General features: G+C 62.7%; 23 protein-coding genes and 9 tRNA genes. 12 read left to right on the top strand and 20 right to left on the bottom strand.

Annotation, left to right across the window (positions count from 1 at the left end; translation table 11 throughout):
* Positions 1–11: 11 nt before the first annotated feature.
* The 3 genes from IZU87_RS10065 to IZU87_RS10055 are packed head-to-tail and all read left to right on the top strand — an operon-like array spanning position 12 to position 1,157.
* A complete protein-coding gene (locus IZU87_RS10065) occupies positions 12–350 on the top strand; it encodes an ElaB/YgaM/YqjD family protein (protein ID WP_082388358.1) in 339 nt (112 codons plus the stop codon).
* Positions 350–772 carry a phage holin family protein gene (locus IZU87_RS10060; protein WP_043333873.1) on the top strand — a complete coding sequence of 141 codons (423 nt, stop codon included), beginning with the start codon at positions 350–352 and terminating at the stop codon, positions 770–772. Before IZU87_RS10065 ends, IZU87_RS10060 begins: the two co-directional genes overlap by 1 nt.
* A gap of 34 nt (positions 773–806) precedes the next feature.
* Positions 807–1,157, top strand: coding sequence for a YqjK-like family protein (locus IZU87_RS10055; RefSeq protein WP_052384593.1), 351 nt, complete (start codon positions 807–809; stop codon positions 1,155–1,157).
* A 95-nt stretch (positions 1,158–1,252) separates the two neighbouring features.
* Here the strand turns inward: IZU87_RS10055 and IZU87_RS10050 are convergent, their stop codons facing one another.
* Complete coding sequence (locus tag IZU87_RS10050) at positions 1,253–2,449, bottom strand: MFS transporter (RefSeq protein ID WP_213114403.1); 1,197 nt, start codon at positions 2,447–2,449, stop codon at positions 1,253–1,255.
* Between the two features lie 254 nt (positions 2,450–2,703).
* Between IZU87_RS10050 and IZU87_RS10045 the strand changes: the two genes are divergently transcribed.
* Complete coding sequence (locus IZU87_RS10045; protein ID WP_213114402.1) at positions 2,704–3,612, top strand: LysR family transcriptional regulator; 909 nt, start codon at positions 2,704–2,706, stop codon at positions 3,610–3,612.
* A 28-nt stretch (positions 3,613–3,640) separates the two neighbouring features.
* Here the strand turns inward: IZU87_RS10045 and IZU87_RS10040 are convergent, their stop codons facing one another.
* The 17 genes from IZU87_RS10040 to IZU87_RS09960 all read right to left on the bottom strand — a co-directional run bounded on the left by IZU87_RS10040 (position 3,641) and on the right by IZU87_RS09960 (position 13,052).
* A complete protein-coding gene (locus tag IZU87_RS10040; RefSeq protein ID WP_153636450.1) occupies positions 3,641–4,837 on the bottom strand; it encodes a BaiN/RdsA family NAD(P)/FAD-dependent oxidoreductase in 1,197 nt (398 codons plus the stop codon).
* A 181-nt stretch (positions 4,838–5,018) separates the two neighbouring features.
* A complete protein-coding gene (locus IZU87_RS10035) occupies positions 5,019–6,608 on the bottom strand; it encodes an ABC-F family ATPase (RefSeq protein ID WP_043333876.1) in 1,590 nt (529 codons plus the stop codon).
* 94 nt (positions 6,609–6,702) lie between these two features.
* Complete coding sequence (locus IZU87_RS10030; RefSeq protein WP_043333877.1) at positions 6,703–6,984, bottom strand: peptidylprolyl isomerase; 282 nt, start codon at positions 6,982–6,984, stop codon at positions 6,703–6,705.
* Positions 6,985–7,260: 276 nt separating this feature from the next.
* Positions 7,261–7,348: transfer RNA gene (locus IZU87_RS10025), tRNA-Ser, on the bottom strand.
* Between the two features lie 216 nt (positions 7,349–7,564).
* A complete protein-coding gene (locus IZU87_RS10020) occupies positions 7,565–8,152 on the bottom strand; it encodes a YiiD C-terminal domain-containing protein (protein ID WP_339927408.1) in 588 nt (195 codons plus the stop codon).
* A 94-nt stretch (positions 8,153–8,246) separates the two neighbouring features.
* On the bottom strand, positions 8,247–8,807 hold the full coding sequence (locus tag IZU87_RS10015; RefSeq protein WP_192837438.1) for an NAD(P)H nitroreductase: 561 nt from the start codon (positions 8,805–8,807) through the stop codon (positions 8,247–8,249).
* 150 nt (positions 8,808–8,957) lie between these two features.
* Positions 8,958–9,836: an NADPH-dependent 7-cyano-7-deazaguanine reductase QueF gene (gene queF / locus IZU87_RS10010; RefSeq protein ID WP_213114401.1), complete on the bottom strand. Its 879-nt coding sequence runs from the start codon at positions 9,834–9,836 to the stop codon at positions 8,958–8,960.
* 133 nt (positions 9,837–9,969) lie between these two features.
* Positions 9,970–10,743 carry an ABC transporter permease gene (locus tag IZU87_RS10005; protein ID WP_213114400.1) on the bottom strand — a complete coding sequence of 258 codons (774 nt, stop codon included), beginning with the start codon at positions 10,741–10,743 and terminating at the stop codon, positions 9,970–9,972.
* Positions 10,740–11,708 carry an ABC transporter ATP-binding protein gene (locus tag IZU87_RS10000; RefSeq protein ID WP_213114399.1) on the bottom strand — a complete coding sequence of 323 codons (969 nt, stop codon included), beginning with the start codon at positions 11,706–11,708 and terminating at the stop codon, positions 10,740–10,742. Before IZU87_RS10000 ends, IZU87_RS10005 begins: the two co-directional genes overlap by 4 nt.
* Before the next feature lie 368 nt (positions 11,709–12,076).
* Positions 12,077–12,151: transfer RNA gene (locus IZU87_RS09995), tRNA-Gly, on the bottom strand.
* A 35-nt stretch (positions 12,152–12,186) separates the two neighbouring features.
* Positions 12,187–12,262: transfer RNA gene (locus IZU87_RS09990), tRNA-Glu, on the bottom strand.
* 31 nt (positions 12,263–12,293) lie between these two features.
* Positions 12,294–12,368 (bottom strand) — tRNA-Gly (locus tag IZU87_RS09985).
* Between the two features lie 70 nt (positions 12,369–12,438).
* A tRNA-Glu gene (locus IZU87_RS09980) sits at positions 12,439–12,514 on the bottom strand.
* Between the two features lie 142 nt (positions 12,515–12,656).
* Positions 12,657–12,731 (bottom strand) — tRNA-Gly (locus IZU87_RS09975).
* A gap of 37 nt (positions 12,732–12,768) precedes the next feature.
* Positions 12,769–12,844, bottom strand: a tRNA-Glu gene (locus tag IZU87_RS09970).
* Between the two features lie 31 nt (positions 12,845–12,875).
* A tRNA-Gly gene (locus tag IZU87_RS09965) sits at positions 12,876–12,950 on the bottom strand.
* A gap of 26 nt (positions 12,951–12,976) precedes the next feature.
* A tRNA-Glu gene (locus IZU87_RS09960) sits at positions 12,977–13,052 on the bottom strand.
* 268 nt (positions 13,053–13,320) lie between these two features.
* Here IZU87_RS09960 and msrB point away from each other — a divergent pair.
* The 4 genes from msrB (at position 13,321) to htpX (ending at position 17,538) form a co-directional block, all read left to right on the top strand.
* On the top strand, positions 13,321–13,743 hold the full coding sequence (gene msrB, locus IZU87_RS09955) for a peptide-methionine (R)-S-oxide reductase MsrB (RefSeq protein ID WP_043334292.1): 423 nt from the start codon (positions 13,321–13,323) through the stop codon (positions 13,741–13,743).
* Between the two features lie 232 nt (positions 13,744–13,975).
* Positions 13,976–14,953 carry a ribosome biogenesis GTPase YlqF gene (ylqF, locus tag IZU87_RS09950; protein WP_043334293.1) on the top strand — a complete coding sequence of 326 codons (978 nt, stop codon included), beginning with the start codon at positions 13,976–13,978 and terminating at the stop codon, positions 14,951–14,953.
* 238 nt (positions 14,954–15,191) lie between these two features.
* On the top strand, positions 15,192–16,430 hold the full coding sequence (locus tag IZU87_RS09945) for a pyridoxal phosphate-dependent aminotransferase (RefSeq protein ID WP_043334294.1): 1,239 nt from the start codon (positions 15,192–15,194) through the stop codon (positions 16,428–16,430).
* Positions 16,431–16,638: 208 nt separating this feature from the next.
* A complete protein-coding gene (htpX, locus tag IZU87_RS09940; protein WP_107336103.1) occupies positions 16,639–17,538 on the top strand; it encodes a protease HtpX in 900 nt (299 codons plus the stop codon).
* 111 nt (positions 17,539–17,649) lie between these two features.
* On the opposite strand, the gene IZU87_RS09935 is transcribed toward htpX, so the two are convergent.
* Together IZU87_RS09935 and IZU87_RS09930 are read right to left on the bottom strand one after the other, a co-directional pair.
* Positions 17,650–18,273, bottom strand: coding sequence for a TetR/AcrR family transcriptional regulator (locus IZU87_RS09935; RefSeq protein WP_213114398.1), 624 nt, complete (start codon positions 18,271–18,273; stop codon positions 17,650–17,652).
* A gap of 10 nt (positions 18,274–18,283) precedes the next feature.
* Entirely contained in the window at positions 18,284–19,177 is an 894-nt protein-coding gene (locus IZU87_RS09930) for a dimethylarginine dimethylaminohydrolase family protein (RefSeq protein WP_213114397.1), read from the bottom strand.
* A 206-nt stretch (positions 19,178–19,383) separates the two neighbouring features.
* Between IZU87_RS09930 and IZU87_RS09925 the strand changes: the two genes are divergently transcribed.
* The 4 genes from IZU87_RS09925 to IZU87_RS09910 are packed head-to-tail and all read left to right on the top strand — an operon-like array spanning position 19,384 to position 22,479.
* A complete protein-coding gene (locus IZU87_RS09925; RefSeq protein WP_043334298.1) occupies positions 19,384–20,160 on the top strand; it encodes an ATP-binding cassette domain-containing protein in 777 nt (258 codons plus the stop codon).
* Between the two features lie 18 nt (positions 20,161–20,178).
* Positions 20,179–20,952 carry a transporter substrate-binding domain-containing protein gene (locus IZU87_RS09920; protein WP_213114396.1) on the top strand — a complete coding sequence of 258 codons (774 nt, stop codon included), beginning with the start codon at positions 20,179–20,181 and terminating at the stop codon, positions 20,950–20,952.
* 44 nt (positions 20,953–20,996) lie between these two features.
* Positions 20,997–21,722: an ABC transporter permease gene (locus IZU87_RS09915; protein ID WP_213114395.1), complete on the top strand. Its 726-nt coding sequence runs from the start codon at positions 20,997–20,999 to the stop codon at positions 21,720–21,722.
* Complete coding sequence (locus IZU87_RS09910; protein WP_213114394.1) at positions 21,715–22,479, top strand: ABC transporter permease; 765 nt, start codon at positions 21,715–21,717, stop codon at positions 22,477–22,479. Before IZU87_RS09915 ends, IZU87_RS09910 begins: the two co-directional genes overlap by 8 nt.
* Positions 22,480–22,484 lie beyond the last annotated feature (5 nt).

The raw sequence follows: 22,484 nt of genomic DNA, 5'->3' as shown, positions 1-22,484 counted from the left end.
GGAGTTACACCATGGCTATGCAAAAGATCGGCGATCACACCACTTCCGCGACCGGTGCCAACACCGACCAGCTGAAGGAAGATCTGCGCCATCTGTCCCAGACCGTCGAGGAACTGCTGCACGCCTCGGCTGAAGATTCCCGCGAGAGCATGAAGGAAGCCCGCGCCCGCGCCCAGACTCGCCTGGAAGCCACCCGCGCCCGCCTCAGCGCCCAGGGCGATCGCCTCGCCGCCGGCGCGCGCGAATCCGTGGACTGCGCTGATCGCTACGTGCACGACAACCCGTGGACCAGTGTCGGTATCGGCGCGGCCGCCGGTGTCGTCGTCGGCATGCTGCTTGGCCGTCGCTGATGCAGGAGCAAGGGCCGGTTGAACGCGTACTTGGCGCCATCCGACGTCTGACTGCGAGCCTGGTCGAGAGTGGCGAGACGCGCTTGCGTCTCGCCGTGCTGGAGCTCGAGGAAGAGCGCGAACGGCTGTTCGTGATGCTGCTGCTGTCGGGTATCGCCCTGATGCTGATCTGCTTCGGCATCGGCTTGGCGATCCTGCTGGTGGTCGTGGCCTTCTGGGATACCCACCGCCTGCTGGCCATCGCCCTGAGCGGCGGTATCCTGCTGGCATTGGGGGGATTGATCGCCTGGCGCGTCAAGGTGATCGCTTCCCAGCGCAGCCTGCTGCGTTCCACGCTCAGCAACCTGAGCCGTGACAGCGACAGCCTCAAGGATGTGCGAGCCGACGCACTGGAACGCCAGCGCCAACGCGAAAACCTTTGATGCCCCGCCTGCCAGTGCCTGCCAAGGAGGCGAGATGAGTTCTTCCAGACAGTCCCTCGCGCGACGCGAGCCGGCGCTGCCCCCCGTGCAGGGGAACGGACGCCGGTCAGCACATCCGCGTGACGCTCGGCGTGCGGAACTCGAAGCACGCATCAGTCAGCAGCGCCTCGATGTCAGCCATGCGATGCGCGAACTCAAGGAGGCCACCGCCCCCATCGACCGCGGCTGGGCCAAGGTCCAGCAATACCGTGGCCCGTTGGTGCTGGTGGGCGGCCTGATCGCGGCGCGGGGCGGGTTCAGGCCAAAGAAGGGCCTGAGCCTGCTCAAGCGCGGGCTGATGAGCTGGGTGATGATTCGTCGTCTGAGAATACTGTTCGACAAATGATCGCAGCATTACAGCGAAAGCCCCGCCACCTGGGATTCAGGTGACGGGGCTTTTTTTCGTCATTGCGACGTGTCGTTCTGTTAACCCTGCCGCGATCAGGTGCTGCGGCTGTCACGCTTGAGCAGATACACGCCCAGATAGAGCACCGCGAAGATCAGCCCCAGCACGGCGGCGGCACCGAAGACGTTGCTGCCGTCACCGGGCAGGAAGTCCAGGAAGGACGTCAGGAACTGTCCCAGGAAGATCGCCATCGTCAGGTAGGAGAGATTGCGACCGCGCACCGAGGTGTGGCTGCGCTCCACCGTCATGTGGTTGAGCAAGGGGATCGAGAAGCCGAAGCCCATGCCGGACAACACGGCACCGACGCTCATCAGCGTCATGTTCTCGGCCTGCTGGAAGAGGAACAGGCTGCCGGCATAGAGCAGGAAGGCCAGCACCAGCGTCGGCATCTCACCAAGGGCACGCGACACCTTCGGCATCAGCATCGCCGCGACCACCGCGACCAGCGAAATGCCCGCCAGGAAGATACCGGTGGCCGCTTCATCCAGCCCCAGCAGATTCAAGCGCATCGGCAGCATGACGATGGCGGTGAAGAACAGCGTCAACGAGATGGCCGCGGCCAGGTAGACGCTGGTCAGCGAGGAGGACAAGGCCTCACCGCCGGCATTTCCGCTCTCCTCGGCAGGCGCTTCAGGCGACTGCTTCGGCACCATCATCCACAGCATGGCCAGCAGTACCCAGGCTATCAGATAGAGGGCGAAGGGCCACTGCCAGGCGATCCCCGCCAGCACACCACTGACGAACAGGAAGATCACCCCGCCAAGCTCGATGGACATGCCCTGCTGGGCGATCATCGCCAGACGCGCATGGCCGTGATACCACTCGGAGATCAGCGTGGTGCCGCCCGCCATTACCACGGCGGTCACGCCGCCGAGCAGAATGCGATCGGCGAACACGACGACGGTGCCTTCCAGCAGTGCGCCGCCCGCGCCCAGCACGCCATACAGGAACAACCCGCCCACCAGCGAGCGATAGGCACCGACACGATCGATCATGCGCCCGGCGATGGGCGCGAACAGCACGGCGCCCAGCGATGGCAGGGTAATCAGCCAGCTGGCATGGCTCTCCACCTCAAGCGCCGAGGCGATGCTCAGAAGCCCCGGCGCGACCACGGTTCCCACCATGATGGTCAGACAGGCGATGGCCAGCAGCGTGAAACGGCCGCCGGCAGAAAGCGGTTGTGAGGGCCCGCGCGTATCCTGCGCGGCCACTCCACTCGTTGATGTCGTCATATTGGCTCCACTCGAATTCAGAACCCTCCTGTCAGCCGCTACGCGCCCCGCCTTCTCGCTTGCTTGCGTGCTTGCGTGCTTGCGAGGCAAAGCCAGCGGCAAGCAGCAAGAGACAGGAGACAAGGCGAAACGGCAGAGACTGACGAAGGGAGGTTTGGCAGGCCTTCAGACTAGCGAGTGCAGGCTTATAATAGAAATGACAATACTTGATATGACTTATACTGACTGAACATCAATCAGCCACGAGGGCCGGCATGGAACTCCGCACACTGAAAACCTTCGTCTCGGTGGCGACGCACAGAAGCTTCTCGGCCGCCGCCCGCGAGCTGCATACCGTGCAACCCGCCATCAGCCGCCAGATCGCCGATCTCGAAGCCGAGCTGGGCGTCAGCCTGCTATGGCGCAATACGCGGGAGGTGAAGGTGACGGCACCGGGGGAGGCGTTGCTGGAAGAAGCGCAGCGCATGCTGGCGCTGGAGGCTCAGGCACGCAAGCGCGTGGCGATGGCTGCCAGCGGCCAGACCGGCACACTGCGCATCGGCTACATGAGCTCGGCCTGCGCAAGCTTCGTACCCGGACTGATGCGCGACTTCGCCAGCGACCATCCCGAGGTCAGCCTGTCATTGCATGAGATGAGCGCCCAGCAGCAGCTGGATGCCTTCGCGCGTGACGAGATCGACGTTGGGCTGTCGCGCCCGCTTCCCGGCGAGCAGCGTGACAGCCTGACCGCCTTGGCGGTCTACGAGGATAGGCTGATGGCGGTGGTGCCCGAAGGGCATCGTCTGGCGCACCGCAAGCGACTGGCCCTCAGCGAGCTTGCGCAGGAAGATTTCGTGCTGTTTCAGCGCGGGCACGCGACTGGGCTGTTCGATCAGATCATCAGTGCCTGCGGCGATGCCGGCTTCTCGCCGCGCATCCAGCGCCAACCGGCCTTGATGCAGACACTGCTCAGTGAGGTGGCGGCGGGACTGGGAGTCGCCATCGCGCCCGGCTGCATTCGCCGCCTGCAACGTGATGGCTGCCAGTTCATTCCCCTGCGCCCGGCACTCGGCGCGGTACCGCTGGAGCTGCACTACCCGACCACACCGGTCCGCCCGGTGATCGAGGCCTTCGTCGCGCTGGTCGAGCAGCGCCTGCCCGCCATCCGCCAGCAGATGGCGTGAGACGCAGCCAGTGGCGAGAAGGTGCCGGTCAGCAGTTCAGCCCGCAGGCCACCGCCGAGGACCACGCCCACTGGAAGTTGTAGCCGCCCAGTTCGCCGGTGACATCCAGCACCTCGCCGATGAAGGCCAGCTGCGGAAGATCGCGCACGCTGAAGTCCTTCTGCGAGATGGCATCGGTGACCACGCCACCCATGGTGACCTCGGCGGTGCGCCAGCCTTCGGTGCCCGCCGGCTTGAGCTGCCAGTGATTGAGCGCCTTGGCCAGCTGCTCGAGACGCGCGTTGGAGAGCTCGGCGAGACTGCGCTCGCTGATGCGACCGGCGTCGGCGTCCTGCCACTCGACCAGCGACTGGGCGAGGCGCTTGGGCAGGCGCTCGCCAAGCCAGGGGCCGATCTGGCGCTTGGGATGCTGCTCACGCAGGGCGAGCAGCTCGGCGTAGGCATCCACGCCCGGCAGCAGGTCGATGTCCAGCGGCTGACCGGGTGTCCACCAGCTGGAGGCCTGCAGCATCGCCGGACCGGAAAGCCCGCGATGGGTGATCAGCATCGGTTCGCGATAATGGCCCTTGCCGGCGGTGACGCTGACGTCACAGGCAAGCCCCGACAGCGGCGACAGACGCTCCTTCCACTGCGAGGTCAGCGTGAACGGCACCAGCGCGGCGTAGGTATCGGTGACCTCGAGCCCGAACTGGCGCGCGATGTCGTAGCCGAAGCCGGTCGCGCCCAGCGTCGGAATCGACATGCCGCCGGTGGCCACCACCACGCGCCCCGCCGTGTGCGTGCCATTGCTGGTCTCGACCCGCATGCCCTCGCCCGCGCGTTCCAGCGAGGTGATGCGCGTACTCAGACGAATCTCCGCTCCGGCCCACTCACACTCCGTCATCAGGATCGCCAGCAAGTCCTTGGCGGAATCGGCGCAGAACAGCTGTCCCGGCTTCTTCTCGACGTGCTCCAGCCCATGGCGCTCCACCAGTTCCAGGAAATGGTGCGGCGTGTAGCGCTTGAGCGCCGAGATGCAGAAGTGCGGATTGCGTGAGAAGAAGTTGGCTGGGCCGGCATCCAGATTGGTGAAGTTGCAGCGCCCACCGCCGGACATCAGGATCTTCTTGCCGGCCTTGTTGGCGTGGTCCAGCACCAGCACGCGCTTGCCCTGATAGCCTGCCGTGGCGGCACACATCAAGCCTGCCGCGCCTGCGCCGATGATGATGACGTCATATGTGGCCATGCGGGACACTCCGTGAAGCGAAGAAAGGAAAGGAAATCGGCTGTGCAGACACACGCGGGCCGGCATTCTACCAGAAGCCTGCCGCAGCCAGCGGCCGGAGATGGGAAACAAGACACCCCCACCGTCAGAGACGATGAGGGTGTCTTGTCAGACCGGGCAGACTAGCCAGTCACGGCGCGTATCAGACGATTACGCCCTGGCTGCGCAGGTAGTCGTCGTAGGTGCCGGAGAAGTCGACCACGCCATCGGCCTTCAGCTCGATGATGCGGGTGGCCAGCGAGCCGACGAATTCGCGGTCGTGGCTGACGAAGATCAGGGTGCCCGGGTAGTTTTCCAGCGCGAGGTTGAGTGCCTCGATGGATTCCATGTCCAGGTGGTTGGTCGGCTCATCCATCACCAGCACGTTGGGCTGCTTGAGGATCAGCTTGCCGAACAGCATGCGGCCCTGCTCGCCACCGGAGATGACCTTGACCGACTTCTGGATGTCGTCATTGGAGAACAGCATGCGACCCAGGGTGCCACGCACGACCTGCTCGCCGCCGCCGGTCCACTGTGCCATCCAGTCATAGAGGCTCATGTCGTTGGCGAAGTCATGGGCGTGGTCCTGCGCGTAGTAGCCGACGTCCGCGGCGTCGGTCCACTTCACTTCACCGGCATCCGGGTGCATCTCGCCGACCAGGGTGCGCAGCAGCGTGGTCTTGCCGATGCCGTTCGGGCCGATGATGGCAACACGCTCACCGGCGGCGACCGTGAAGCTGAAGTTCTCGAACAGGGTGTTGCCGTCGAAGCCCTTGGAGAGCTTGTCGATCATCACCGCGTTGTTGTGGACCTTCTTGGTCTGCTCGAAGCGGATGAACGGGCTGACGCGTGAGGACGGCTTGATCTCGTTGAGCTGGATCTTGTCGATCTGCTTGGCACGCGAGGTCGCCTGCTTGGCCTTGGAGGCGTTGGCGGAGAAGCGGCTGACGAAGGACTGCAGCTCGGCGATCTGCGCCTTCTTCTTGGCGTTGTCGGCCTGCAGCTGTTCGCGCGCCTGGGTGGCGGCGGTCATGTACTCGTCGTAGTTGCCCGGGAACAGACGCAGCTCACCGTAATCCAGGTCCGCCATGTGGGTGCAGACACTGTTCAGGAAGTGGCGGTCGTGCGAGATGATGATCATGGTGCTGGAGCGCGCGGTCAGCACGCCTTCCAACCAGCGGATGGTGTTGATGTCCAGGTGGTTGGTCGGCTCATCGAGCAGCAGGACGTCAGGATCGGAGAACAGCGCCTGCGCCAGCAACACGCGCAGCTTCCAGCCCGGCGCGACTTCACTCATCGGCCCCAGGTGCTGTTCGATGGGGATGTCGAGGCCCATCAGCAGCTCACCGGCACGCGCTTCGGCGGTGTAGCCATCCAGCTCGGCGAATTCGACCTCGAGGTCGGCGACCTTCATGCCGTCTTCCTCGCTCATCTCCGGCAGCGAGTAGATGCGGTCACGCTCGGCCTTGACCACGGCCAGACGCTCGTGGCCCATGATGACGGTGTCGAGCACCGTGTATTCCTCATAGGCGAACTGGTCCTGACGCAGCTTGCCCAGACGGATGTTGGGCTCGAGCATGACGTGACCACCGGACGGCTCCAGATCGCCACCGAGAATCTTCATCATGGTCGACTTGCCGCAGCCGTTGGCGCCGATCAGGCCGTAGCGATTGCCACGCCCGAACTTGGCGGAGACGTCTTCAAACAGCGGCTTGGCACCGAACTGCATGGTGAGATTGGCGGTAGAGATCACGAGGGAATATCCGTTTGAAATGAAAAAGGTGGGCGGTGACGAAGCGTCACGCTGGCGCCGGGAAATACGGGGAGCCGCAAAGGCCTGGCAGGCATCAGCCGCGGAAGAAGACTTCCAGCAGGTGATAGCCGAACTTGCTCTTCAGCGGCCCCTGCAGGGTATTGAGCGGCCCCTTGAAGATGGCGCGATCAATGCCGCCGACCATCTGGCCGGGGCGCACTTCGCCCAGGTCACCGCCCTGCTTGCCGGAGGGACAGGTGGAGTGCTTCTTGGCCAGTTTCTCGAACGGCTGGCCGCGCTCCAGTGACTGCTTGAGACGCTGCGCCTCGGCCTCGGTCTTCACCAGAATGTGGCGTGCCATGGCAATACGAGCCATCTCATGTCCTCTTGCAGGCGGAATCGGTCTTGCCTCACACCATCTCGTGCCCCGGGCATTCCGGAGGCGGGCCCGACGTCACCCGAGCACGCCCCTGACGACATGACAGTCGTCATGACGTTCGATCAGGCGTTCGGGGAAGGTTCGACAGGCGATGGGGTGAGTCTGAAGGCGGGCATGATAACAGCTCAGGATGACAGACGCTGCAGTGCAAGCTCGATAGCCCCCTCAGAAACGCGAAAAGCCCGCATCGTGAGATGCGGGCTTTTCTGAATCTGGTGGAGGAGGAGGGATTCGAACCCTCGAAGCCTTTCGACTTACACACTTTCCAGGCGTGCTCCTTCGACCACTCGGACACCCCTCCAGATCAGTGCTCTCATTGGTCACCCGACTGCGTCGTGTTTCCCTTGAGAACGCGGCGTATATTATCGATAACCTTCGAGTGGCGCAAGCCTTTTTTCCAAAAACTTTCAGATAGATAGCGTCAGCGCTCTCAACCTGCGCACTGGCCATGCGCCCTCGCCCTGCGCTTGCACCCTGTGCTCTCAACCCGCGCACTGGGCCGAGGCCGCACTCGTCGTCACGGCCCCAGCACCACGTAATCGCCACGGGCCTCGAAACACAGTCGCGGAGCGGACTGCCCTTCGACCTGACACCACAGCTGCTGGGTCAGCGACAGTCGCGCTCGCCGCCCTGCCGTCAGGCGCTCGCCCACCTCGTCCAGCGCTGCCATGTCATCCGGCGCGCAGATGATGTGATAGTCGCCACTGACCGGGGCCAGAAACTGCTGACTGGCCTGCGACACCACGATATCGCGCTGGATACCGCGGGCACGCAGCCAGAGCGTCAGCCAGCTCCAGCCACACAGGGTCGCCTCGAGACTCATGGCGCCGCCGAAGGCAGTGCCCTTGTCATTGAGATTGGGCGGCAGACGCAGGTGCCAGCTCAGCTGCCCCGTCGCACGCTCGGGCTCTGACCACTGCATCTCGACAAGCCCCAGATGAGCGGCCAGCGGGATCGCCTGCGTCAACCAGCCACGAAACCGTGTCAGGTCGTCGCTGACCGGCGCCGCGAGATTGCCCGGCTGCCCCTGCGCATCACGCGGCAGAGGCAACGCTGGCCAGGCCTCACCACTCAAGCGCGACGGCTCATTTCGCGTCTCACTCACTCAGCGTCTCTCTCATCAAGGGCTTCGCTCAGCGCCTCTCTCATTCAGGCCCTCGCTCAGCGCTTCTCACCAAGGGCCTCGCTCATTCAGCGTTTCACTGCCAGCGTTCGACGAAGTCGGCACTGTTGCGGTTCGGCAATGGCTTGAGGCGCCCGCCCGGAGTACCGAGGTAGAGGAAGCCGACCAGCTCATCCTGCTCGTCCATGCCCAGCCCTGCGTGCACGATGGGGTCAAAGGCGTAGCCGCCGGTGCGCCACATGCCACCGAGCCCCTGGGCCTGAGCGGCATACAGCATGGCGTGGGCGGCACAGCCGGCGCTGACCACCTGTTCGACACGCGGCACCTTGGGGTGGTCCGGCGTGACCCTGGCGATCACCGCGATCACCATCGGCGCACGCAGCGGCTTCTTGCTGGCAGCGGCCTGGGCGGCCTCGTCACCGGCCGGCGACTTGTTGCGCTCCGCCTCGGCGAACAGCTCGCCAAGGCGCTCAAGCCCGCCACCCGTGAATTCGATGAAGCGCCAGGGCGTCAGCTCGGCGTGGTCCGGCGCGCGCAGGGCGGCCTGATAGATGGCCTCCATCTGCTCAGTGCTCGGGGCCGGCGCCATCAACTTGCCCATGGAATTGCGTTCATGCAGTAACGTCAGCGCGTCCATCGTCTCTCCTGTCACAGACTTAAGATAAGAATGATTCTCACACTAGCATGTCGCCGGTACGCCGTCTCATCACTCGCTGCTATCTACCTGATTGGCAAGGCGCTACCTGACTGGCAAGGCGCTATCTGGTTGGCGAGGTGACAGAGACGACTACTGCCGGGAGAGACGCAGCGGCAGACTGGCGCGGGCCTCGGCCTCGAGATCCGCCGTGGCGCGCCACGGGCTGATATCCAGGCCGCCACGCCGCACGTAGCGCGCCATCACCAGCAGAGACTCAGGCTTCACGCGCGCCATCAGGTCGACGAACAGGTGCTCGACGCAGTGCTCATGGAAATCCTGGTGCTGGCGATAGCTGATCAGATAGGCCAGCAGGCGCTCGCGATCGATACGCGGGCCGCGATAACGGATCCACACACTGCCCCAGTCGGGCTGGCCGGTGACCGGGCAGTTGGACTTGAGCAGGTGGCTGTGCAGGTCTTCGCTGACGATGTCGGCGTCATCGGCGCTGAGCAGCTCCGGCGACGGCGTGTAGTGCTCGACGCTGATCGGCAAGCCATCGAGGCACTCCCCCGGCAGACGCCCGACGTCCAGCTCGGCATCGTCCAGTTCCAACAGACGCACCTCGACCGGCGCACCGGCCGCGGCGGCGAGGTCACGCTCCAGCGTTGCCTGCACCGCTGCCTGATCGGGGAAACGGCTCTGATTGAGACTGTTGAGATAGAGCTTCCAGGACTTGGATTCGATCAGGTTCGGCGAGGCTGCCGGCAGGCGAAAACGTGCCACGCGCACCCACGGCTTGCCGGCCTCATCCAGCCAGGAGACTTCAAAGGCGTGCCACTCATCCTCACCGACGAACGGCAGCGCCGCGTCATCGATGCCGATGGGGCCACGGTTGGCTGCCCGCGCGATGGGGAACAGCAGACTGGCATCGTAGTGCTCGGGATAGGCGGACTCTCGCCCGAGCGGGGCATCCTTGAGGGTCTCGGGGCGCGCCTCGTCGGGCACGTTGACGGCAGTGGGGTGAGCCATGACAGCACTCCAGTGAAATAGGCCAATAAAGCATCGATATCAGGGGCGCAGACAGCAGAACGCCGGCAGAAGCCGGCGTTGCATGCACTGGCGCGATAACGCGCATCTTACCATCATCGTCTGGGCGACATCTTCAGCTGCGGATGCCCTTGCCACGCTCCAGCAGCCACAGCGCAAAGGCGAACAGGCCGATGATGAAGGCCACGATGGCGGCCATCGCCGGGCCGACGCTGATGTCCGAGACGCCCAGAATGCCGTAACGGAAGGTGTTGACCATATAGAGGACCGGGTTGGCCAGCGAAACCGTCTGCCAGAATTCCGGCAGCATGTGGATGGAATAGAAGACGCCCCCCAGGTAGGTCAGCGGCGTGAGCACGAAGGTCGGAATGATCGAGATGTCATCGAACTTGCGGGCGAACAGCGCATTGATGAAGCCACCGATGGAGAACAGCAGCGCCGTCAGCACCACGACCATGATGGTCAGGAAGGGGTGATGGATATCGAGGTCCGTGAACAGGAAGGCCACGGCGGTCACGATGATGCCGACCCCCAGCCCGCGCACGGCGCCACCGATGATGTAGCCGAGCAGGATGATCCACGAGGGCAGCGGCGAGACCATCAGCTCCTCGATGCTGCGCTGGAACTTGTTGGAGAAGAATGACGAGGCCACGTTGGAATATGAGTTGGTGATCACCGACATCATGATCAGCCCCGGCACGATGTAATCCATGTAGCTGATGCCATCCATGGTGCCGATGCGCGAGCCGATGAGATTGCCGAAGATGACGAAATAGAGCGTCATGGTGATGGAAGGCGGCAACAGCGTCTGCGGCCAGATGCGCGTGAAACGACGGACTTCCTTGACGACGATGGTGACCAGAGCCACCCATAGCTGACGGGGGTTCACTGCGTGATCTCCTTGGCAACATTGGAGGCGATACCGCTTTCGGCGTTGGAACGCTCGACCAGGTCGACGAACAGCTCCTCGAGACGATTGGCACGATTGCGCATTGACACCACGGTGATACCGGCACGATCCAGCGCCGCGAAGGCGGTATTGATCGACTGGCCCTTGCGCACGGCGAGCGCCAGCTGCTGAGAGTCACTCAAGGAAACCTCGAACCCGGCAATCACCGGCGCCTTGGTCAGCGGCTCACGAATGTCGAGCAGGAAGGTTTCCGCATCCAGCTCCTTGAGCAGCTCACGCATGCTGGTGTTATGCACGATCTCGCCATGATTGATGATGGCGATGTTGCGGCACAGGCTCTCGGCCTCTTCCAGGTAATGCGTGGTGAGGATGATGGTGGTGCCCTCCTCCCGATTGATGCGGCGCATGAACTCCCACATCGAGCGGCGCAATTCGATATCCACACCGGCCGTCGGCTCATCGAGTATCAACAGACGCGGCTTGTGGATCAGCGCACGGGCAATCATCAGACGGCGCTTCATGCCACCGGACAGCATGCGTGACGGGGTGTCGCGCTTGTCCCACAGCCCGAGATCCCTGAGCAGACGCTCGGCACGCGGGCGCGCTTCCTTCATCGGCATGCCGTAATAACCCGCCTGGGTCATCACGATGTCCTGCACCTTCTCGAACTGATTGAAGTTGAACTCCTGCGGTACGACGCCGAGGTGATACTTGGCCTTCGAGAAGTCCTTGTCGATATCGATTCCGTAGATCTCGACCTTGCCTGCGCTCTTCTGCACCAGCGAACTCACCACGCCGAGGGTCGTGGACTTGCCGGCCCCATTGGGGCCCAGCAGCGCGAAGAAATCGCCCTCGGGGACGTCAAGATCAATCCCCTTGAGCGCCTCAAAACCGTTGCCGTAGACCTTGGTCAGGCCACGGATAGACAAGGCAGGTCGTGACATCGGACACCTGTAATCGATTGACGCTGTCAGCCAGCACAGCAGAAAAGACGCATCTGAGAACAATTGCGCAACAGTGATGGCACCGTTTCGCCGTCCGCGAACATGAAAATCAGACGCAAGATATTGGATGCGCATGGTAACGCATTCGGCGCTGCCACATCAGACACACGGCAGAAAGGCATTAGTGCGCCACGGGAAACAAGCAGAGGGAGAAAATCACGCGGGGACAGCACCAGCGAGCGGCACAGAACAGGGTGGAGAGGAATTTCAGGCACAAAAAAATCGCCAGTGACGTAACACGATGATCGTGTCTGTCAGGCGATGGCGTACTGCTATGTCATGCTTCAGCTTGCAACGTCACATTCGACTGGAGCGGGAAACGAGATTCGAACTCGCGACCCCAACCTTGGCAAGGTTGTGCTCTACCACTGAGCTATTCCCGCCTGTCGAAACACAAAAACTGCGGCGTAAAACAGAATGGCGTCCCATAGGGGGTTCGAACCCCTGTTACCGCCGTGAAAGGGCGGTGTCCTGGACCACTAGACGAATGGGACACACGTTAGAAAAAGCCATGCTTAATCTAAATGGAGCGGGAAACGAGATTCGAACTCGCGACCCCAACCTTGGCAAGGTTGTGCTCTACCACTGAGCTATTCCCGCACCGGGTGTCATGAACCTGTGCTCACGACATCTGTCTTACTGCTGGCTTGCCACACCATCATGCTCTGCATGGCGTCCCATAGGGGGTTCGAACCCCTGTTACCGCCGTGAAAGGGCGGTGTCCTGGACCACTAGACGAATGGGACGTACTGGAGCGGGAAACGAGATTCGATCGGACTGGCGAACCAGCTCGCGACCTTATCGCATTGCCTTTTCCTCTGGAGCGAGAGATGAGATTCGACCGGGCTGACGTTCAGCTCGCGACCTTGTCGCACCACTTGTTCCTAATGGAGCGGGAAACGAGATTCGAACTCGCGACCCCAACCTTGGCAAGGTTGTGCTCTACCACTGAGCTATTCCCGCAACACAAGCAGATCATGCGACCACACAAGACCGAATATGGCGTCCCATAGGGGGTTCGAACCCCTGTTACCGCCGTGAAAGGGCGGTGTCCTGGACCACTAGACGAATGGGACACACGTTAGAACAAGACATGCCTGATCTAAATGGAGCGGGAAACGAGATTCGAACTCGCGACCCCAACCTTGGCAAGGTTGTGCTCTACCACTGAGCTATTCCCGCACTCCGGTCTCTACGCTGCAAGAAAGTGGCGTCCCATAGGGGGTTCGAACCCCTGTTACCGCCGTGAAAGGGCGGTGTCCTGGACCACTAGACGAATGGGACGTAACGTTCTTGCCTCGTCGAGGTGGCGCGTATATTACAAAGACCCTCCCCCTTCGTCAACCCCCTGCTTCAACAGGATTTTTCCGGCGTTGGCCAAGTGCATCCACCACATGCTTGTGGTCACGCCCTGACGCCCGCATTCTTGGGGTATGTGCCGGGTTTCGCGTGAAGACCGGCAGCCACTCTTTTCGAATTGCCGCGCAGGAGAACTTGCTTGCAGGTTCACACGAGCGCCATTCGAGAAACGCATAGATAGAGAGAAGAGATCATGAGCGAACAAGACCCGCAGACTCAGGACAAGTTGATTCGCAGTGAAGAGGAGTGGCGAAAGCGCCTGACGCCGGAACAATACCGGGTGACGCGCGAGGCCGGGACCGAGCGCCCCTTCACCGGCGATCACGAAGTCAGCCCGACGCCGGGTACCTATCACTGCATCGCCTGTGACGCCAAGCTGTTCGACAACGACACCAAGTTCGATTCCGGCTGTGGCTGGCCGAGCTTCGACCGCCCCTATGCCGATGCCGCCGTCGAGGAGCACTTCGATACCAGCCATGGCATGCGTCGCGTGGAAGTGCGCTGTCGTCGCTGCGAATCCCATCTGGGGCACGTCTTTCCAGATGGCCCGACTGACACCGGTCAGCGCTACTGCATCAACTCCGTCGCGCTGCGCTTCAAGCCGATACGCGCCTGACGCCCGGGACATGGAGAGTCGATAGAGCGCTGGGCAGTGATGACCGGATAGCGCGCCTCCATGGCCAGGCCGCCTCTGATAGAATGCGTCGCCATACGCGTCCCCTCCTCTCCCGCATGCCATGTAGCGCCATCCCTGATGGATGAGCGCCTTCCCTGGCATGCGGGAAGAAGGAGGCAGGACAGAGGTGACAGAACAACCGTCATACCCCTGACGGCAGGAGAGAAGCGACATGCTGGGCTGGTATCCGGGACATATGCACAAGGCACGCCGTCAGATAAAGGACGCGCTGCCCGAGATCGACGTGGTCATCGAAGTCCTCGATGCCCGCCTCCCCTACTCCAGCACCAATCCGGTGCTGTCCGAACTGACCCGCCACAAGCCGGTACTCAAGCTGCTGTCTCGCGCCGATCTGGCGGACCCGGCACGCACGCGCGAATGGGTCGAGTATTTCGATGCCCTGCCCAACACCCGTGCACTGGCGATCACCACGCTTGAGGCGCGTGACCTCAAGCAGATTCCGCGCCTGTGCCGCGAGATGGCCGGACATATCCGCGTCGATCGTGATGCGCGCGTGATGGTGATGGGCATCCCCAACGTCGGCAAGTCGACGCTGATCAATGGCCTGGCGGGTCGCAAGATCGCCAAGACCGGCAACGAGCCCGCCGTCACCAAGCGCCAGCAGAAGATTCGCATCGACGGTGGCATCGCTCTGATCGATACCCCCGGGGTGATGTGGCCGAAGATCGAGGACCAGGCCAGCGCCTACCGTCTGGCCGGCAGCGGCGCGATCCGCGACACCGCCATCGATTACACCGATGTGGCGGTGATCGTCGCGGCGGAGCTGGCCAAGCGCTACCCCACGGAGCTGACCGCACGCTACAAGCTGAAGTCACTGCCGGCCTACAGCGCCAACCCTGACGCCGAGCGAGTCGAGAGTGATGGCCCGCGCAAGGTCGATCTGATGGCGCTGTCCGGCTTCAATGGGGTCGCGATTCTGGAAGAGATCGCCAGCAAGCGCGGCGGCCTGCGTGCCGGTGGCATCATCGACCTGCACCGCGGTGCCGAGGTACTGCTGCATGAACTGCGCGACGGCAAGCTTGGGCGCCTGACACTGGAAACACCCGCCGACATTCCTGCCGAGCCGGTCCCGGAAGCCAGTGGCGAGACGGAAGATGGAGCCGAAACGCGTGAGCAAGAGAGCGAATAACGCTACCAGAACAAGGCGCTAACGCGACTCTCGCCTGACTCCCGCCCGCGGGAGGCGCTTGAATGCCAGTTGAAAATCCCGCCAGAAAACCTCTGGCGGGATTTTTTTCTGCCTGAACATCTCAAACCACAAATTTAACCACGCTATTGGCCCTTGGCCGTGGCGCGGCAGGCCAGCGGCGCGATATGCTGGACGCTCGCCCCTACACCTTACGTGACGGAGATCTACGGAAAGCATCATGGATACCGAGCAAAGAAAGCCCCGCGAAATTCGCAAGTCACACAAGCTGGACAACGTCTGCTATGACATTCGCGGGCCGGTTCTCGAACACGCCAAGCGTCTCGAGGACGAGGGCCATCGCATTCTCAAGCTCAATATCGGCAACCCGGCGCCCTTCGGCTTCGAGGCACCGGAAGAGATTCTGCAGGATGTGATGCGCAACCTGCCGACAGCGCAGGGCTATTGTGATTCCAAGGGGCTTTACTCTGCGCGCAAGGCGATCATGCAGGAGTGCCAGCGCAAGGATATCCAAGGTGTCGGGATCGAGGACATCTACGTCGGCAACGGCGTCTCGGAGCTGATCGTGCTGGCCATGCAGGCATTGCTCGATGATGGCGACGAGCTGCTGGTACCGGCGCCGGATTACCCGCTATGGACTGCTGCCGCCAACCTGGCCGGTGGTCGCGCCGTGCACTATCTGTGTGACGAAGCGCAGGACTGGGCGCCCTCCATCGAGGACATCCGCGCCAAGGTGACCAGCCACACCAAGGGCATCGTGCTGATCAACCCGAACAACCCGACCGGCGCGGTCTATCCGCCCGCGGTGGTGAAGGACATCCTGCAGGTCGCGCGCGAATTCGGTCTGGTGGTGTTCTCTGACGAGATCTACGACAAGATCCTCTACGACGGCACCGAGCACGTCTCCACCGGCGCGCTGGCCGATGACCTGCTGGTCGTGACCATGAACGGCCTGTCCAAGAGCTACCGCTGCGCGGGCTTCCGCTCCGGCTGGATGATTCTCTCCGGCGACAAGCGCCCGGCGGCCGACTTCATATCCGGCCTAGACATGCTGGCCAGCATGCGCCTGTGCGCCAATGTGCCGGCGCAGCACGCCATCCAGACGGCGCTCGGCGGCTATCAGTCGATCAATGATCTGGTACTGCCTGGCGGACGCCTGCTGGCCCAGCGTGACGCGGCCTGGAAGAAGCTCAACGAGATTCCCGGCGTCAGCTGCGTGAAGCCCAAGGGCGCGCTCTACATGTTCCCGCGGCTCGACCCCGAGATGTATCCCTTCGAGGACGATCAGCAGATGGTGCTGGAGCTGTTGCTGGAAGAGAAGATGCTGCTGGTGCAGGGTACCGCCTTCAACTGGCCGAATCCGGACCACCTGCGCATCGTCACCCTGCCCTACGCCGACCAGCTGGAAGAAGCCATCGAACGCCTCGGCCGCTTCCTGGCGCGACGTCGCAAGGCCTGACGTCGGCCCAGCCCCCGCGATCAAGGGGCTACGCAGGTCGCCTCCAGTGGTGATACCTTGCTGTCCTTGCAGACCGTCCTTGCAGACCGTCCTTGCAGACTGTCGACGCAAATTCTGCCCGCGCTGCCGCCAGTGATTCATCTCACTGTCAGTATCGCGGGCAGATAATTGCGCCCTACCGATATATTGGCATTGGAGACCTGACCCCATGATGCGGATAGCCCTTTTCCTGATCACCAACCTGGCGGTGGTGCTGCTGGCCAGTGTCACGCTGCGCCTGCTGGGCTTCGATGGCTACATGGAAGCCAACGGCATCAACTACACGGCGCTGCTAATCTTCTGCTTCATCATCGGCATGGCCGGTTCCGTGATCTCGCTGTTCCTGTCCAAGACGATGGCCAAGTCCTCGACCGGCACCGTGATCATCGAACAGCCGCAGAACGACACCGAGCGCTGGCTGCTGGACACCGTCGGCGAACTGGCGCGCGACGCTGGCATCAAGATGCCGGAAGTCGGCATCTTCCCGGCGCAGCAATCCAATGCCTTCGCCACCGGATGGAACCGCAATGATGCGCTGGTCGCCGTCTCGGCCGGCCTGCTCAATCGCATGCGTCCCGAGGAAGTGCGCGCCGTGCTGGCGCACGAGATCGGCCACGTCGCCAACGGCGACATGGTGACGCTGACGCTGATCCAGGGCGTGGTGAACACCTTCGTGATGTTCTTCGCGCGTATCGCCGCACACGCCATCGACGCCTTCCTCAAGCGCGATGACGAGAACGGCGGCCTGGGCTTCTTCGGCTACATGGCGGTCGTGTTCGTGCTGGAAATGGTGCTGGGCCTGGTGGCCTCGATGATCGTCGCCTGGTTCTCGCGCTGGCGCGAATACCGTGCCGATGCCGCAGGCGCAGGCCTGGCGGGCAGCGGCTCGATGATCAACGCCCTGGCTCGCCTCAAGCAGGAACATGAGCTGCCGGACCAGATGCCCGACACCATGACCGCCTTCGCCATCACTACCGGCAAGAGCCGCAAGCTGATGGAGCAACTGTTCGCCAGCCACCCGCCGCTGGATGACCGTATCGCCGCGCTCAAGGCCGCTGCCTACAAGTAAGCTGCGCCAATCCTGCACGGCCTGAATGGCCCCTGCAGACAGCAAAAAGCCCGCCACGTGATGCACGTGGCGGGCTTTTCTGTCAGTGGGCGCCGCTCGACATGCCTCCCCTCACGCCAACGCTTCCCACCCCGACAGCCCCAGCAGATTCACGGCAGCGTCGAGGCCGATCTGTTGCATCTCGCCCACGTTCAGCGAGTCACCCCGCAGGGCGCCCTCGATCCACAGGCCATCGACCAGCCCGTTGAGCGCGATGGTCAGATGCTGCAGCCGGGTCTCGTCTTCCTGACGCCCTTCCGCCACCAGAACGTCCTCCACCAGATGACGGAACAGCCCGGTCGTTTCGCGATAGGCCTCGCGGCGAATCTCCGCCATGCGAGGGTCGCCATAGGTGAGCGGCAGAAAGTTGGCCCACAGCAACAACGTCTGCGGCGTCACGATCGGCGGTGACAGATTAGCCTCAAGAAAGGCCTTCAACCTCGCATGAGGTGCCAGCTCTCGCCCTTCTATCGTGTCGGAGGCATCGGACAGCAGGCGCTCCAGAAAGCGGCGATAGGCCGCGTAGAGCATGTTGTCCTTGCCTTCGAAATAGAAGCGGATCAACCCATTCGAGACACCAGCATATTCGGCGACACGCCGCACTGTCGTGCGCGAGATTCCCTCGCTGGCAATGCAGGTCAGGGTCGCTTCGATCAGGTCATCCTCTCGGGCATTGTTGTCTCGACGACTGGCCATGGAACGTGAATTACCCCTCGCGCAGAATCGGATTGGTCAGGCAGGTGGGGCCACCTTCGCACGCCATGCACAGGGCGTCACCTTCAAAAGTGCGCACACGCACGCCGGCGGCTTCCATCACGGCACGCGTGCCGGGGAAGCCATCGATCATCACGCAATCGTTCGGCGCCAACGGCATGACATTGAGGCTCAGGCCCAGCGACTGGTGGAACTCCTCTTCCGGGGCAATCACGAAGCGGATACCGCGCGCTTTCATCAAGGTCCAGAGTGCAGCAGGGATCAACTTGGGATGTACCAGATAGGTGTCATCCGCCAGCGGCGAGATCACCGACATCAGATGCAGGCAGGCCGCCTCGCCCTCCCAGACGGGCAGGTCGAAGCCCAGCACCTCGATCCCGTGCGGATTGAGCAGCGCGTTGAGCTGACGCACGCCCTCTCGATTGGAGCGGAAGCCCATGCCGACGACAAGGGTGTTCTCATCCAGCCACAGGGTGTCGCCCCCCTCGATGGCCGCCTCACCTTCCAGGCGACCGATGACCGGAATGCCGGCCTGCTCATAGACCTGACCATGCCGATTCGGTTCGTCCTTGCGCAGCGGCTTGCCCATCTGGAACAGCACGGCGCCGGCACGCGTCACCACCGAGGCATCGCGGGTGAACATGGCATCTGACAGCCCGTCATTGGTGTCCTCCATCCAGACGATCTCGGCACCGCTCTCCTCCACCATCTCGACCAGGGCCTGGTACTGACTGATGGCTTTCTCGGCATTGAAGTAGTGGTTGTAATGCCAGACCGCCGGATCGGCATTGCGCAGGCTGTCGCCAGGACGACGCATCAGGACACGCGTCATTCGAGCGGCCATTGAGTGGCAACCGAACCGGGAGGAGACGGGGGTATTCGACATGGAGGAAACCTCATTTTGATGGTCTGTCTGTCGCAATTGACTCGAATGTTATACAGATGCATAATTTTTATACAGATGCATAGTTTTATACAGATGCATAGTTTTATACAGGCACATGACTTTATGCAACTGCATAGTCTGTAGCCGAGTGCATAACAACAAGATCAGTCAGAGGACTCGCGCGTGCCTCACTCTCCTGCCCCCCGTTGACCGATACGAATGACGATGCCGTCATCGACATTCGCGGACTCTGGAAATCCTTTGCTGGACGCGAAGTCCTCAAGGGCATCGACCTCACTGCCCAGCGTGGTGACGTGATCTCATTGATCGGCAGCAGCGGCTCGGGCAAGTCCACCCTGCTGCGCTGCATCAACCTGCTCGAGACACCCAGCGACGGGTCCTTGCGCCTGCTGGGCGAGGACGTGGCGCTGCGGCGGCGCGGTCAGCGACTCGAACCCGTCAATCGCCGACAGCTGCGTCTGCTGCGAGCTCGCCTGGCGATGGTCTTCCAGAACTTCAATCTCTGGCCTCACATGAGCCTCGAAGCGAACCTCATGGAAGCGCCGATGCAGGTGCTCGGTCAGTCCCGCGCAGAAGCTCGGGAGCATGCTCACCAGCTGCTGGAGCGCGTCGGGCTGTACTCCCACCGCCAGGCCAACCCGAGGACGCTTTCCGGCGGCCAACAGCAACGTGGCGCCATCGCCAGAGCCCTGGCCATGTCGCCGGAGGTGCTGCTCTTCGATGAACCGACCTCGGCACTGGACCCCGAACTTGTCGGCGAGGTGCTCGAGGTGATGCGCGATCTGGCTGCCGAAGGACGCACCATGGTCATCGTCACCCATGAGATGAAGTTCGCCGCTGATGTCGCGAACAAGGTCATCTTCCTCGACCAGGGCAACATCGAGGCCCAGGGCACCCCCGACCAGATATTCCGCTCCCCCTCTTCCGAGCGCCTCAAGCAGTTCATCGGCTCGATTACCTGAACCAGGAGAAGACCAACAATGAAAACCCTGTCCGCTATCGCATCTCTCGGCGCCATCGCCCTGACCCTGAGCACCACCGCCCAGGCCGACGTCGTACGTGTCGGCTTCGCCAGCGAGCCCTACCCGCCGTTCGCCACCCTGCAGTCGGATGGCAGCGTGACCGGCTGGGAAGTCGATATCGCCAATGCCGTCTGCGCCGCGGCAGAGCTTGAGTGCGAGATTGTCACCTCCTCCTGGGATGGCCTGATTCCGGCGCTGACCACGCGCAAGATCGATGCGATCGCCGCTTCACTCTCCATCACCGAGCAGCGCCGCAAGGTCATCGACTTCTCGGACAAGTACTACCAGACCAGCGCTGCCGTCATGGGTGCCAAGGGCGACGAGATCACACCGACGCCAGAAGGACTGGCCGGCAAGACACTGGGTGTGCAGTCGGCCTCCATTCATCAGACCTATGCCAAGCGCCACTTCCCCGACACTCGAGTGCGTGAATACCAGACCCAGGATGAGGCCAATCAGGACCTGTTCGCCGGACGCATCGATGCCACCCTGGCCGACATCCTCGTGCTGGATGACTATCTCGCGAGCGACGATGGCGAACTGTGCTGTGACATGAAGGGCAATGTCGCGCACGACGAGAGCATCCTGGGGTCCGGCGTTGGATTCGGCGTGCGCAAGGGAGACAACGAGCTGCTGGAGCGCCTGAATGCCGGTATCGCCGAGATTCGTGCCAGCGGGCGTTATGACGAGATCAGCAAGCAGTACTTCGACTTCGACATCTACGGAGATTGAAGCCGCCCTCGTCTCGACTTCGCCATACCGCATGAGGAAATTGCATGGCTGACTATCGCAACATGAGCATCGGCGAGCTGCTGTCGCTGACGCCGCCGGGCTGGGGAGGCGCTCTGCTGGATGGTCTGGTGCTATCGCTGCAGGTAGCGGCGAGCGGCTATCTGATTGGCCTGGTGATCGGCATGGCGGGCGCTGCGGGCAAGATCTCGGGTGGCCCCGTCACCCGCGATCTGCTCAGCGGCTATACGACGGTGATACGCGCGGTTCCCGAGCTGGTACTGATCCTGCTGGTGTATTTCGCGGCGCCCGATGCCCTGAACCATCTGGCGAGCGCCGTCGGCCTCGGCCCCCTCGAGATCAGCCCCTTCGTCGCCGGAGTGGCCGTCATCGCTCTGGTGCAGGGCGCCTATGCCACCGAAGTCATCCGCGGCGCCATCAATGCCATCCCCAAGGGAATGCATGAGGCCGCACTGGCGCATGGCATGGCACCCTTCACCATCCTGCGCCGCATCACGCTGCCATTGTTGCTGCCAGGCGCCCTGCCGGGCCTCTCCAATCTATGGCTGATCGCGACCAAGGACACGGCATTGCTGGCGGTCGTGGGCTTCACGGAACTGACACTGGCCTCGCGTCAGGCGGCCGGTTCCACCCGCCATTATCTGCTGTTTCTCGGCGCCGCGGGGGTGCTCTACCTGATCGTATCGCTTGCCTCCAACCTGCTGTTCAAGACACTGGAGCGTCGCATGGACAAGGGGGCCCACCATGGCTGAGCCCAGACTTCCGCCCCATCGCCTCATCCTGATCGCGATTGTCGTCGCCATCCTGGTGGCGATCGGCACCCAGATGCACTGGGAGTGGGTCGCCCAGTACCGCGGCGAGATCGGCAAAGGCATACTGCTGACGCTTATACTGCTGGTCTCCACCAGTGTGGCGGGCTTCCTGCTGGCCATCCCGCTGGGGCTGGCACAGGCACGTGGGCCGCGTCCGCTGGCGTGGCTGGCGCGAGGGTTCTGCAATCTGATTCGCGGTACCCCCTTGCTGCTGCAGCTGTGGATTCTCTACTACGGACTGGGGTCTCTGTTTCCGTATATCCCCGGCTTGCGTGGCAGCTGGTTGTGGCCGGTGCTGGCAGATCCGTGGATCTACGCCTTCTGTGCCTTGACCCTGTCGTTCGCGGGTTATGAAGGCGAGATCATGCGCGGCGCCTTTGCCGGCGTACCGCGCGGCGAACTTGAAGCGGCTCGCTCGCTGGGCATGTCTCCCTTCAGCATTCTTCGGCGCATCTGGCTGCCCAGAGCCGTACAACGGGTATTGCCCACGCTGAATGGCGAGCTGATCATCCAGCTCAAGGCGACGCCACTGGTCGCGACCATTTCCGCCATCGATACCTATGCCGTCTTCGGGCGTATCCGCCAGGAAACCTATATCGTCTACGAGCCGCTGCTGCTGATGGCCTTGATCTATCTCGTCATCGCGGGACTGATCACCCTCGGCTTTCGCACACTCGAGAAACGCCACGCTTCATGAGGCCT

The organism is Cobetia sp. MC34 (assembly GCF_018340035.1).
Classification (GTDB): domain Bacteria; phylum Pseudomonadota; class Gammaproteobacteria; order Pseudomonadales; family Halomonadaceae; genus Cobetia; species Cobetia amphilecti.
The sequence above is the reverse complement of the archived record's forward strand: the minus strand, read 5'-3'. Positions and strand labels throughout refer to the sequence as shown.